Origin of the sequence: Sediminispirochaeta smaragdinae DSM 11293 (assembly GCF_000143985.1) — a bacterium.
GTDB lineage: Bacteria > Spirochaetota > Spirochaetia > DSM-16054 > Sediminispirochaetaceae > Sediminispirochaeta > Sediminispirochaeta smaragdinae.
Window position 1 is genome coordinate 1259775 of sequence record NC_014364.1, and the last position, 13635, is coordinate 1273409.

At 48.1% G+C, this 13635-nt stretch carries 9 protein-coding genes; 6 read left to right on the plus strand and 3 right to left on the minus strand.

Translation table 11 applies throughout. From position 1 onward, the window contains the following. Nucleotides 1-49 precede the first annotated feature (49 nt). From SPIRS_RS06025 to SPIRS_RS06050, 6 genes are all read left to right on the plus strand, one after another. Nucleotides 50-1216: an ROK family transcriptional regulator gene (locus SPIRS_RS06025; RefSeq protein WP_245537710.1), complete on the plus strand. Its 1167-nt coding sequence runs from the start codon at nt 50-52 to the stop codon at nt 1214-1216. A gap of 164 nt (nt 1217-1380) precedes the next feature. Continuing rightward, complete coding sequence (locus SPIRS_RS06030; protein WP_013253791.1) at nt 1381-2670, plus strand: ABC transporter substrate-binding protein; 1290 nt, start codon at nt 1381-1383, stop codon at nt 2668-2670. 66 nt (nt 2671-2736) lie between these two features. Continuing rightward, on the plus strand, nt 2737-3639 hold the full coding sequence (locus tag SPIRS_RS06035; protein WP_013253792.1) for a carbohydrate ABC transporter permease: 903 nt from the start codon (nt 2737-2739) through the stop codon (nt 3637-3639). Nucleotides 3640-3652: 13 nt separating this feature from the next. Then, nucleotides 3653-4771: a carbohydrate ABC transporter permease gene (locus SPIRS_RS06040; RefSeq protein ID WP_013253793.1), complete on the plus strand. Its 1119-nt coding sequence runs from the start codon at nt 3653-3655 to the stop codon at nt 4769-4771. Between the two features lie 5 nt (nt 4772-4776). Continuing rightward, nucleotides 4777-6525, plus strand: coding sequence for a glycoside hydrolase family 9 protein (locus tag SPIRS_RS06045; protein ID WP_013253794.1), 1749 nt, complete (start codon nt 4777-4779; stop codon nt 6523-6525). After that, nucleotides 6522-8315 carry a beta-N-acetylhexosaminidase gene (locus tag SPIRS_RS06050; RefSeq protein ID WP_013253795.1) on the plus strand — a complete coding sequence of 598 codons (1794 nt, stop codon included), beginning with the start codon at nt 6522-6524 and terminating at the stop codon, nt 8313-8315. Before SPIRS_RS06045 ends, SPIRS_RS06050 begins: the two co-directional genes overlap by 4 nt. A 127-nt stretch (nt 8316-8442) precedes the next feature. Here the strand turns inward: SPIRS_RS06050 and mprF are convergent, their stop codons facing one another. The 3 genes from mprF to SPIRS_RS06065 form a co-directional block, all read right to left on the minus strand. Next, complete coding sequence (gene mprF / locus SPIRS_RS06055) at nt 8443-11019, minus strand: bifunctional lysylphosphatidylglycerol flippase/synthetase MprF (protein WP_013253796.1); 2577 nt, start codon at nt 11017-11019, stop codon at nt 8443-8445. Nucleotides 11020-11086: 67 nt separating this feature from the next. After that, nucleotides 11087-11884: an energy-coupling factor transporter transmembrane component T family protein gene (locus SPIRS_RS06060; RefSeq protein ID WP_013253797.1), complete on the minus strand. Its 798-nt coding sequence runs from the start codon at nt 11882-11884 to the stop codon at nt 11087-11089. 7 nt (nt 11885-11891) lie between these two features. Further along, the gene (locus SPIRS_RS06065; protein WP_013253798.1) at nt 11892-13616 is read right to left on the minus strand and encodes an ABC transporter ATP-binding protein; all 1725 of its coding nucleotides are present in this window, start codon (nt 13614-13616) and stop codon (nt 11892-11894) included. Nucleotides 13617-13635 lie beyond the last annotated feature (19 nt).

Consider the following 13635-nt stretch of genomic DNA (forward strand, 5'->3'; position numbering starts at 1 on the left):
TTGTGTTGGTTGGATGTAAAATCAACCAACTAATAGGAAGCATATGTTGATGAAGCGAACAAAAATGATCAACCGATCACGGATTATGCGCGAGATCTGGATCAATCGCGAGACCAGTCGTGTGGAAATTGCCCGTTCCCTTGGTCTTGATAAGTCCACCATCTCTCACGCGGTAAACGAACTCATTGAAAAAGGTGTGATCATAGAGTCCTCGGAGGGATCTTCAGGGCCTCAAGGCGGTAGAAAACCTGTACATATAAAATTGAATAGAGAGTATGGAGCAGTTTTGGGGGTTGAATTCCGCCCCGATTCTTATACGGCCGTAGCAGTGGATCTTGAAGGTGATATTATTTATTCACGATTTGAACGGACTGCAATAGCTGGCGAGGAATTTACGTCTGTAGTGATCGAAATTCTTCATATGCTCATTGATGAGCTGGAGCGAAAAGAGGTCAACCTTCTGGGCATCGGTGTGGGGCTCTCTGGTGTTGTGAATGCCCAAAACGGGACCATTCGTTATTCCGAACCCTTTGGGATCGACAGCACGTTTGATTTCTTCACCAATATTGCCTCTCGCTTTGATATTCCTTTATTTATTGATAACGATGCGAACGCTTGTGTCTGGGGTGAGCTTGCCTTTCATCGAAGGAAAGATCTGAAAGATTTCATCTTTCTTTTATTGGAGTTTCGGGAGACTGGAACCAACGAAGACCGGGATTGTACGAAAACCGGAAAAATAGGTGTAGGTATAGGCATTGTCATCAATGGCAATGTTCACTATGGACACCAGTACGCCGCAGGTGAGTTCCGCAGCCTTTTTCGTACTGAGGATTCTGTCGGTCAATTCTCATTAACCAGTGACGAGCATCGTCGTATTTTTGATGATGATGCGGTTATGAATAAGTTCTTGCATGAACTTGGCGCACATGCCGGCTTGCTTGTGAATGTCTTTAATATGAGTCACATCATTCTCGGGGGTGCTTTTGACGAATTGGGGCCTCGGGTCAAGGATATTTTTGAGCAGGAGATCAAGAAATCCTGGCCCTATCCGTACACCCCCGACATCAAAAAATCGATCTGGTACTCATCCTTTGCCGATAGGGCAGTGGCCTACGGTGCTGCGGGGATGGTTCTCAATACTCTGTTCAGTGATCTGGAGGTAATGGAAGGAACCAGTTTGATGCGAAACCTTAGGGAGGGTTTGGTCGTATTTTAGTGATGTGTTTGGTCCTGAAGTGAGAAGGATGGAATATCGTCGAAGAGAAACTTGTAAATCGCCAATTCTTTTTGCGAATAAAAGAGCAGTAATAAAAGTTGTTGATCATAAAATCAGTCTTCTCTCTTCGTAAGGAAAGAAGACAAAAGAAGGAGCGTAAGGGTATGAAAAGAGTATGTCTGGTTGTAATGGTTTCCCTCCTGTGTGTCCCGTTTTTGATTGCGGGCGGGAATCAGGAGGCAGAGAGAGCCGCCGAAGGGCAGATTGTGATTAAGACGATGGCTTACGGTAATAACTCAAACCCTGAAGGGGTTAACTGGGTTCGTATCGTGAAGGCCTTTGAGGAGCAGAATCCCGACATCAAGATCGACTATGAACTGCTGTACGATGAGGCGTACCATCAGAAGGTTGTTGCCCGGCTTGCCTCCGGTGATATTCCCGATCTTGCCTACATGGGTGCGGATGCCCGTTGGGGAGCCCCCTGGAAAGAGGCCGGTCAACAATTCGACCACCGCGATTACATTGACAGCGATTTCTATGATCTCAATTTGATTCCTCCCATGGGACCAAAAGGTGAAGTCTTCGAGATTCCCCTCGGAACCAGCAACATTACCACGGTTCTCTATATGAACGAAAAGTTGGTTACATCCCTTGGCTTTTCCGCTCCCCAAACCTACGAAGATATCGTTGCTATGGTTCCTGCGGCAAAGGCGGCCGGTTTGGATGTGATTAGCATCGATGGTGCCGACGGCTGGGCCTGGAATTCATGCCTGATGTCCATGGTTGCCGCCCGACTTTCGGGAAATCCGCGTTGGGTCTCCGAAGCTGTTCAGGGAAAACATCGGTTTGACGATCCGGTATTTGTCGATTCCCTTGCCTTTATCACCAAGATGATTGATGACGGAGTCCTTTCTTCCAAATCGGTACTGATAGACTATGGTGCCAATGTATCTAAGTTTAGTAATGAACAGGCCCTTTTCATGATCCAGGGGCAGTGGGTCGCAGGGGAAATCCCGCCCGAGGTTGCCGATCATACAAAGCTGCTTGCCTGGCCCAAGCTCCCCGGAGAAAAACCCGAAACCGCCGGTTCTGTTGCGGCGGCAATTCAGGTTGGTTATGGGCTGACAAAACAAGGCGGAAGTGACCCTGCCGTTCGTGAGGCTGCCCTCAAATTCCTGCGCTACTTCTACAGCGTCGAAGAGTCGACCCAGCGTCTGCGTGACGGTTTAATTGTCGCTCCAATTCTGAAGAACTATCAGGTTCCCGAAGATCTTCCTTCAATCATGAAAAGCAAGGTTGCCCTTGCTCAGACCGCAATGAATACCGATGTCATCGATGCCTACGTAAGCGGTAATGCGCTTGAGGCCCTGAATTCCGGTATGCAGCAGATTGCAAGCGGGTCGGCCACGGCTGAAGAGATAGCAGCAAAGGTCGAATCACTTATCCAGCGCTAAGAGGATCTTACCTGTTAGAGGAGGGGAGGAGACTCCCCTCCCTTTTCTTCGAGGAGTGTTACCTACGTGAAAAAAAGCGAACGACACATGCTGCCGGCCTTTTTTGCAATGGCCGCTCCGGCGATGTTGATCTATCTTTTCATCATTGCCTATCCGATTATCTATTCGGTCTGGCTTAGTTTTACCGATTTCAACCCAAACCGGGGAGGGACGTGGAATTTTGTCGGACTGCTTCAATATAAGACGATGTTTTCCGACCCGAATTTCTGGCATGCACTGAAAAACAACCTGATTGTCGTGGCTGTTTCCGTCTTCGGCCAGATTCCCATCGGATTCATTCTGGCATACCTTCTCTACAGGAAGATGGTCCGGGGCGTAAATTTTTTCCAGACCATCGTGTTCCTTCCCAATTTCCTATCGACCATCGTCATCGGTACCATGTGGAAACGACTTTTCCAAGCCGACGGTCCTGTTTCGGTTCTTATTCAGAAGATGACAGGGGACCCTACGGCTCAGTTCGAGATGATGCTGCATCCGAATACGGTCATGATTCCCATCGGCTTTGCACTGATCTGGATATATACCGGTTTGTATATGATCATCTTTCTCGCCAATCTTCAGAAGATCAATACAAGTCTGATCGAAGTAGCGAAAATAGATGGTGCGACAGAGGGCCAGATATTCCGGAAGGTGATCGTTCCTCTGCTTTCGGGTACCATTTTGGTCTCGACCGTACTGGCGATTGCCGGTTCCCTCCGCGGCTTTGATCTGATTTTTTCCATCACCACCCAAGGCTTACAGAGAAACAATGCCATGGTTCTTCCCATTTTTATGTATCAGACGGCCTTTCAAAATTATGCCAATGAAATGCGATTTGCCTATGGAGCGGCAATATCGAATGCCATCGTCCTGATCAGCCTGGTACTTATTGCCTTTAGTCGCATGATCAGTCGGAAAACCGATTATTAGAAAGGACCATCTCATGAACGATACGCTTACACGATCGCGCCAAGGAGAACGGGTAAAAGGCTTTGTCGGAAACCTCATCGCCTATATTATTCTTGGTTCCTGGGCATTGATTACCATCCTGCCGCTTTTTTGGATGACCTACTCTTCCTTCAAATCGAATGAAGAGCTTACGAGGAGTATCTACGCTTTTCCAAAGGAGCTGTTCGATAATAAGTACGATGAATATGTTGTTATAAAGCCGCAACTGAATGTGGTTCCCGATTATGATGTGGAAAAGGACAAACGTCCGAGGCTCATTATCGAGTCGAAAACCATCGCGCCGGGGCGTCGGCTGATGGTTCATTTCCTGTTAAAGGAGGAACTTCCTGAAAAGATCGCGAGGCTTCAACCCGGCGACACGTTGAACCTTTCCCAGCTTCCGCTTTCCCTACGAACGAAACTTGGCTGGCGCACCATCTGGTTCAACTATATTTCGGCAGTCGAACGGGGTGGTTTGGGGCGAAAATTCATCAACAGCATTATCTATGCGGGTGTTTCCACCTTTTTGATCAACCTTTTCGGCCTGATGATGGCTTTTGCCTTGAGCAAGTATCCCTTTAGGCGTCTTGCTATGGTTATGGGAGGATTGATCGGGCTGGGCTATCTCATTAGTATTAATTCCGTCATCATTCCGCTTTTTTTGATGCTTACCTCGGTCAATCTGACCGATACCCATTTGGGTATCATCCTCGTGTATACCGCTTTCGGCCTTCCTCTTGCGGTCATGTTGGATACCCAGTTTATTCATGATTTGCCTACGAGTCTGATCGAATCTGCAAGAATCGACGGAGCAACCACGTTTAGATTGTTTCGCTCCATCATCGTTCCGATGTCGACTCCGGTCATCGTAACGGTGAGTATCATCAGTGCCCTGGGCATTTGGAATGAATTCCTGCTTGTACTGGTTCTTGCCAGTTCGGAGTTAACCAAATCGTTACCGGTAGGGGTCTACTCGTTTTCGAGCCTCACCAGTACGCAGCTTGGGTGGCAGATGGCGGCACTTGTCATTGCAACACTCCCGGCTATGATTGTCTATTTCATCTTCCAGCGTCGGCTTGCAGAAGGCGTGGTCGGAGGAGCCATAAAAGGATAGAGCAGATGCAAATTCTTACTAATCACATTGGATATCACACCGCTTCGGCTAAACGCATGATTCTTCAATGCTCCGAAGCACTTGCGCCGAATTTTCCCGCACCATCGGCTCAATTGATCGATCAAGATAGCGGTAGTGTGCTGCGTACCCTGCCGGTTACATCTTCCGGTTCCGTTCCCGGCTGGAAGGATCGCTACTTCTACCTCTTTGATTTTTCCGATTTTACCAGGAAGGGAGTTTTTCGCTTTGAGGTTGCGGCGGGGAATGCACAGATTCACGGTCTGCCTTTTACCATCGGCGATGAATTGCTGCAGGATAGCTGTATTTCGGACATCCTTTTTTATTTCAAGGGACAGCGTTCTTCCGGTCGATGGGACCTCGCGGACCGTTCGGCTTCTTTCTTCGGAGAACGGTCCGATCGGGTCGATGTTCACGGGGGATGGTACGATGCAGCCGGAGATTACAGTAAATATCTGTCTCATCTTTCCTATGCAAACTATCTCAATCCCCAACAGATTCCCTTGGTGGTGTGGTCGTTATATTCCCTTGGTGAGATCCTTGCCTCCCGATCCCGGTATCGGGGAACATTGCTGGTTGAACGGGCCCTTGAGGAGGGGGCCTGGGGTGCCGACTTCCTGGTACGCATGCTGGATTCGGGAGGCTATTTTTATATGACCCTTTTTGATCAATGGAATAAAAAAAGTGATGCGAGGATGATCTGTGCTTTTAAAACAAAGCAGGGAGAGCGGCTCGAGGAATACCAGGCTGGTTTTCGGCAGGGGGGAGGGATGGCTATTGCCGCTCTTGCACGGGCCGCTCGTTTTCCCCGACAGGAAATTCCTTCCGACGGCTTTGACTGTGATGCATATCGACAGGCGGCAGAAAAGGGCTACGAGCATCTTCTGCGTCACAACTGTGACTATCTGGACAATGGGCGCGAGAATATCATCGATTACTATTGCGCCCTTCTGGCAAGCGTGGAGCTTTTTACTACAACGAAGGATGCCACGTATCTTGAAGGGGCTCGCAGTTGGGCCTGTAAGCTTTCTTCCCTCTTTTCCGATGAAAAAAAGTGCTGGTTTGCGGAAGCAGGCAATAGTCGTCCCTTTTTCCATGCTTCGGATTCCGGTATGCCCATTCTCTCTCTCCTCCGTTATGCAGAGATCGAAGTGAATGCGTCCCTGAAGGCTGAGACGCTTGCTCTCGTGGAGCAGGCCTGCCGGGCGGAGCTTAGCCTCGCCTCGGAGGTTCATAATCCTTTTGGCCTTGCCCGGCAGAAGGTTAAAGCCGTCGGTGGGAAAGAGCGTTCTTCCTTCTTTGTTCCCCATGAAAACGAGTCAGGTTATTGGTGGCAGGGGGAAAACGCCCGCCTTGCCTCTCTTGCCTGTGCGATGCGACAGGCTGCGGCTGCCCTTGCTGCCTGCGGGAGCAGTGAAGGGCTCCTGGAACAGATGCAAGCCTTTGCCACGGCCCAACTCGACTGGATCCTCGGCTTCAATCCCTTCGACACTTGTATGCTTGCCGGCCGGGGACGCAATAATCCCCGTTACGAATCCTTCTACCCCAATGCTCCCGGCGGGATCTGCAACGGTATTACCGCCGGGTTTTTTGACGAATCCGATATCGATTTTCTTCCCAAGGCGGCGATAGAGCGGGGTGACCATCGTTGGCGCTGGAGTGAGCAGTGGATTCCCCATGGCGCATGGTTTCTCATGGCACTTGCAGCCGAGATGGTCGACGGTGGAGATCAATGAATCTCTCTTTACTTGTTCCTCAGCCACAGATGGTCCGCTCCGGTTCCGGGAACTTCCGCTTCGACCGCGATTTTGAGGATCAAGTCCGTTCTTATCTTTTCTGTGATACGCTTCCTGAAGGGATTACAGAGCTTTCCCTTCCCCATGAGCTTCGGACCCTGCCGGAAAGCTATCGATTGGATATTCGTCCCGACAAAATTCTCCTTGCAACAGAAAGTAAAAGTGGGCGCTTTGCTGCCATGACCACCCTCAAGCAGCTTTTGCTTCAATGTCCTGGTGCCGTACTTCCCTGCATGACCATCGATGACTGGGCACTTTTCTCGATTCGGGGGGTGATGATCGACATTAGTCGTAGCAGAGTACCTACAATGAATACGCTGCAGCACATGATCGATCTCCTTTCTCTCCTGAAATACAACCAGCTTCAGCTCTATATGGAGCACACCTTTGCCTACAAGGGGCACGAGGATGTATGGAAGGACTCTTCTCCGCTGACAGAGGCAGAGATCAGAGGACTTGATCTCTATTGCCTAAGGCGGGGAATCGAACTGGTGCCCAATCAGAACTCCCTTGGTCATATGGAGCGATGGCTTGCCCATCCTGCCTATAAGCAGTATGCCGAATGCCCCGAGGGCTTTACCGATTCCTGGGGCTTTTTTCGTCCCGTCTCTACAACCCTTGCCCCATCCTGCCGGGAGAGCTTTCTCTTTTTAGAGGGGCTCTACGATCAGCTACTGCCTCTTTTTTCCTCTAGGCTGTTCAATGCAGGGGGTGATGAACCCTTGGAGTTCGGTATGGGTCGTTCTCGAATGCTTTGTGAACGTGAGGGGCGTGATAATGTGTATGCAGCTTTCCTCGATCGACTGCATAGCCTTGCTGCTGAGCGGGGAAAACGGCTCATGGTATGGGCCGATATCTTGCAAAAGTATCCTCACTTACTTAAAGATCTCCCCGAAGATATGATTTTCGTCGATTGGGGCTACCAGGAGGATCATCCTTTCGATGACGACTGCCGGAACCTTGCCGAATCCGGGCGCGATTTTATTGTCTGTTCTGGGACCTCTGCCTGGAACTCCATCGGCGGCAGGTGGGGCAATTGTCGAGGAAATATTCGAAACGCCGCAGCTGCCGCTCTCAAATGGGGTGCCCTTGGGATCATGGTGAGTGAATGGGGGGACAATGGCCATATGCAGCAATATCCGATACCCATGCCGGGCTACTTCCTCGGCGCGGCGACAGCGTGGAATCCCGAGGCTATCGATCTCCTCGACCTGAGCGGTGCTCTTTCACTCCTATTGTTCGGTCGGGAACAGAAGGTACTTGCGCAGGCCCTAATGCTGCTTGAAGAGGCGGGAAGCCCCAATGGCGTGAAGATTCATAATGCCTCTCTCCCCGGCATCATGTTATTTGATCACCACCTTCCCCATTACCGCTCCCTTTTGGCCCAATATGCCGGATATGATTTTTCTTTCGAGTATGAACAGCTTGAAAAGGCCGAGGCCCTCCTGGCCTCCGTTGAGCCCGGAGAGACGCGAATCCTTTACGACGAAATACGCTTTACCGCTGCCCTGATGCACTTTGCCTGTGATCTGGGGCATTTGCGCCTGCAGGCTCCCCATTTCTTACTATCAGAGATCGATACGGCTGCAAGAGTGAAGCTTGCCGACCGCCTTGAAAAGCTCATCATCGAATATCGGCGTTTGTGGCTGCTGCGCAATCGCCCCGGAGGCTTGGAAGAAAGCGCCGGAATCTTGGAAGAACTGGTCAGGCTCCTAAGGAAACAGGGGTAAAACGCCAAGAGAGGTGTTGCCAATCCTGGTGTTCGATACTGCTGCCTTTGTTTGCCGGAAAAACCTTCCTTTGGTGGTGTATTCAGTGTTGTGATGGTTGGTTGTGAATGCCGATTCGGCCAAGGGGCTATTTGGTTATAATCCCCTGGAGCCCTCCGGAGATGAGTGAGGCGATCTGAATAAAGATGAGGTAGTGACCGACACGAGGCGGCAGGGCGATATATCGAGACTCCCAATGTGGATGGAATTTTTCTTTGTACTGACGTACTCCCTGGAAATTATAGAAAGCCTCTCCATGTTGATAGATTAGAGCTCCCAACTTATTCCATCCCGGAGCGAGGGCCCTGTTTTCAAGGCCGGAAAGGGGCGCCATGCCCAGATTAAAACGGGAAAAAAGCTGCTCCTTTCCCCATGCGAAAAGATTTAGAAAGAGATAATCCATGATATTATCCGAGACAGATGGTAGATAGCGCATGAGATCCACGGAGAGCTCATAGCCCGTCCCGTCTCGCCAGATATTGGCAAAGGCCACAAGTTCGTCGTTTTTGAAGACCAGGGCACAGGGGGTCTGCTTGAGATATGCTTCGTCAAAAAAGCCCATAGAGAACCCCTTCTCCTTGGCTTGTTTCGATTCGAGCCATGCATCGGAAACCTGCTTCAGCTTCTGCAGATGGTCGTTTACCTCCCCGGAGGGTAGCACCGTGAACCGATATCCCTCGGAGCCCAGTTTGTTGAGGGTATACCGATATTTCTTGGCTTCTTTACCCTCTAATGAGAAGTTTTTCAGATCGACTATCGCCTCTTCCCCGATCTTGAAAAAGCTATACCCCATTTCGGCATAGGTGGAGAGGTTTGCGGTTCCCACCTCATAGAGTACCGGCCATCCCATATAGCGGTCACTGAGGTCCTTTAATCGCCATAGGAGTTCTCGTCCTTCTTGCTTATCGCCAACAGGGTCCCCCATGACCGCCCATGTCCTTCCCGAGATTCCATACATGAGAAAGCTCTTACCGCTGGGAGAAAACAGCAACTCCTTATCTCCCAATAGTGCCAGCATGCCACCCGTCCCCTCAACTTCGGCAAGGATCTGCCGTACCTGTTCCATCTCCTTCTTGCCGGGCAAGGCAATTGAGGGGTTGGGAGAGCGGATGAGCATGACGATGCCGCTCCCTAAAAGGACCAGCATGATTCCCACCGTCGCCCGCAATGAACGTGGGGCGTAGCCGTGAAGACTCACCTGCCAGAATAGGTCACTGGAGTATTCCACATGCTTATGGGAAAAAAAACCGAGCCACAGTACCGTGATGATGGTCATTGCTATGGCCACGATCCACTCGGTACTAAAGAATTGACTTGTCAGGGATGTTTCCCGGTAGAAATACTTGCGACAAGGCAACAGGAGAAGGAACATGACGAAGAGGGTGATTGCCTCTTCGTAATCGAGGGCCTTTGTCAGAGAAAAGAGTGACCCCAACAAGAGCATCACCAGGGAGAGATAGTAAGCGGCATTCTTGCGTTTTAGCAGTCCATAGGCAAGTGGTAGGAGCATCGCTCCGGCACAACTGGCGAGGAAGTGGGTCATTTCTATTACCGGCAGGGGAATGACCTCTATCAGCAGATTCATGCGCTGGTTAATCTCCGGAGTCACACCGGAAAAGAGAAGCACAATGCCCCCCACGAAGACAAGGGCAGCAAAAATCGGTGGGATCAGTGTCGTTATTCCCCGAAAGAAAAAACGTGGAACCCGTTCGAAAATTTCGGCTCTGGCCTTTATCTCGTGGATGACCAGCATGATCAGTGCGACCAGAAAGGGAAGGAGATAATAAAAGAGGCGATAGGCAAATACATAGGCCGCACTTTGCTGCGGGCCGACGAGAGGAGAAAGGTAGAGTATCAGAACCGAATCGAGAACGCCGAGACCGCCGGGAACATTGGAGATGATGCCGAACACCTGTGCGGCCATAAAGACCCCGGTGATCATAAAAAAGGATATTCCCTCTACCGAATGCGGCAAAAGCACATAGAAGACCCCGACTGCCAGGAGCCAGTCGGCGCTGCTGACTACAAACTGCAGCAGGGCAAGCGGAAGCCTGGGCAGCGGAAACTGCAGCTTAGCTATTTTTATCTGACGACCTGATACGACCAGGACAAGATAGGCAACCACCAAAAGAAACATGACCACCCCGACGATGCGGACGCCCCATGGTGCCAAAGGAATCCAGTCCGGCAGCTGAACATTTCCCAGAGAGAATATTCCCGAACCGATGAGAAGAAATCCCAACCAAAAGGTGAGGGAACAAAGCGGGATGATTTTACCTACATCGATAGGAAGCAAGCCGTAGCGTGAATAGAGTCGAAACCGAAGAGAACCGGAAGAAAGCAGGGTCATTCCCACGTTATAGGAAATAGCGGTACTGATAAAAGAGACCTGTGCCGTTTGGGAATATTTCAACCTTTTGCCGATAACATGTAATGACAGAACATCATAAAGGGTAAGCACGATATATCCGGCAAGGGTCAGCAGCAGGGCCAAGAGTATCCGATCTAAAGGAATAAAGGCAATTTGTCGTTTGATTTCTTCGATATGGACCTGATGAAGTTCCTTGCTTATTACTACCAGTGAAAAAAGGAAAAACAGGAGGGGAATAACGGAAAATATGAACTTACGGAGATTCTTCCCCGCGAAAATAGTTGTTATCTGCATGATATGCGTTCTTTACTATAGTATATAGCACAGTAAGTGGCAATTTGAAAAAATACGGACGCTTATGTTATGAGAATTGCCAGAGCCCATTTACTATCAAATAGATAAGGTAGCTTAATGCTATAATCCATATGGAAATATTAATACAGTAACCAATAAAAGGGACAGTATACGTATATGTTAATGTCCGTTTTGGATAAGCACCAAAGGCCCTTGATTCCATTGCGATTGCAGACATTTTGGCTTTTCGAAGCCCGCTGACTATAAGTGGCACGGCAAGGCATTTCAGTATTCGTAGCCTCCCTTTAAGTCCCTTCTCTATTTCAAGGGTTCCTCTGACAATATGTGCATTTCGTATGTTTATCGCTTCGACTTCCATTATCGGAATGTACCGAAATGCAGCATAAAACGCAAATGCAAATCGATAAGGAATCCCTGCGCGTGCTACCATATCGTAAATCATGCGACGAGGCTCTGTCGTAATAATATAGGTTAATGCACTACTTCCTACGACAAAGACTCGTAGACAAAGATTAATACCGTTTCTAAATCCTTCATGTCCTATCTTGAGGTATCCGACTTGAAAATAGATAAGGCTCTCTTCTCCTGAGTAAAAAACAATCTGCATGAGGAACATAATAAATCCGAAAATCAGGAATATCGTGAAAGCAGAGAAAAAGTTTTTGGGAGGAAGTTTCGCGAGGATAAGACCGTTTAGGACTATGCAGAAAAAGAGAATCAACTGCAGAACCGGTTCTGTTATAAAATATGACAAAACTGCTATTCCAATGAGCCAGAACATTTTATTTATAGAGTCGATTTTTCCGAATATCGAATCGTTCTTTATGTACCCGAATTTTATCATAATCGTATCATCTCCGATTTAATGCCTCAATTAAGTCATCAGCAACCAAGCACTGATCCATAATTTTGCCTTTTGAATTTATACAGTCGAAGACTTTTAGGATTTCAGGCTTTTCAATCGCTTTTGTTTTTATTGCTTCAAGGTTATTAAAGAGGTCCTCAGGCTTTCCATCGAAAACCTTCTGCCCCTTGTCAAGAAGAATAACAGCATCGGCATATTTGGCAACCAGATAGGTGGTGTGTGTGATCATAATAATCGTAACACCCTCTTTGCACATTTTTAGTATGATATCCATCATATGTTTACAATTCTTATAGTCGAGACCTGCCGATGGCTCGTCAAGAATAAGAATCTGTGGTCTCTGTACAATCATTGTGGCAATACTAAGACGTCGTTTTTCTCCCATTCCCAAGGTTAAAGGGTGACGCTCCTCCAAACCTTCTAGTTCTACCGTTTTAAGTGTATCTTTTACAATGTCGTCGATCTGCTGTTGAGACAAAGACGTTTGTTTGAGCCCGTAAGCAATCTCTTCTGCGACCGAATTAGTAATAAATTGATGATCGGGATATTGAAATACGTAGCCGATTTTTCGGCATCGGTGAGATACTTTTTGGTCGGTAATATCTTGGCTATCAAGAATGATTGTGCCGGATTGTGATTTCAAGAGCCCAATAATGTTCATCGATAAAGTGGTTTTCCCTGAGCCGTTTTCCCCCATCACTGCGATAATAGACCCTTTATTGATTGAAAGAGAGAGATCTTGCAACAGCTTTTTTTGAGAAGAGTATCCAAAAGAGAGATCTTTGATTTCCAATGCTGTTTTCTTAGCGTAGTTTTCTTTCTTTTCTATCGTTTTCGTTGAAGATAAGCACGGAAACAGTATTTCTTTCTGTTCGACAAATTCTTGTACCGTAATCGGAAATCTATCAAATTCAAAACCTGTTTCTTCTATGGCAAAAGATAGTCTGCAAATTTCCGGAACCCATAGGCCATAATCCTGTTCAAGCTGCTGGCTCTTATGCCTGAAAATGTCTCTAGGGACTCCACTTTCAATGACTTTGCCATCTTCCATAATAATCAGCTTGTCAACATATTTTATGAGTTCATCAATTTGATGTTCTATAAGAATGAGCGTTAATCCTGTTTCCTGGTTTAACTTATAGAGTGTCTCGTAAATATCTTCCTTTCCCGATGGGTCTAAATTTGCAGTCGGCTGATCTAAAATTAAGATTTCTGGTTCCATCGCCAGGACCGAGGCTATGGCAACTCGTTGCTTTTGCCCTCCAGAGAGCTCTGCGATCTTTTTGTTATTGTACTTCGGTAGATTAACAAATTTTAGATACTTATTGACCCGGTCTGAAATTTCGGTGGCCTTTACAAGGAGATTTTCAGGACCGAAAGCAACTTCTTCGTCAACGAATAGATTACAGAATTGACTGTCGGGATCTTGAAAGACAATGCCGGCTTTGGTCGAAATATCTTCTGTTTCCACCTTGTGAACGTTTAGGCCTCCGACTTTGATAGTACCGGAAGTGCTGCCGCCGAGTACTTTTGGATAAATCCCAACCAAACAAAGAGCAAGCGTACTTTTGCCGCTACTTGAGGGGCCGGTGATTATTACAAATTCCCCTTTATTGATCGATATATCTATATTTTTTAGGAAGGGTGTCTCCGAATCGGGAAAAGCGAAGCAGAAATCCCTTAGATAAACAGAACCTTCGTATTCAGACATGATACTGCTCTCCTGCAAA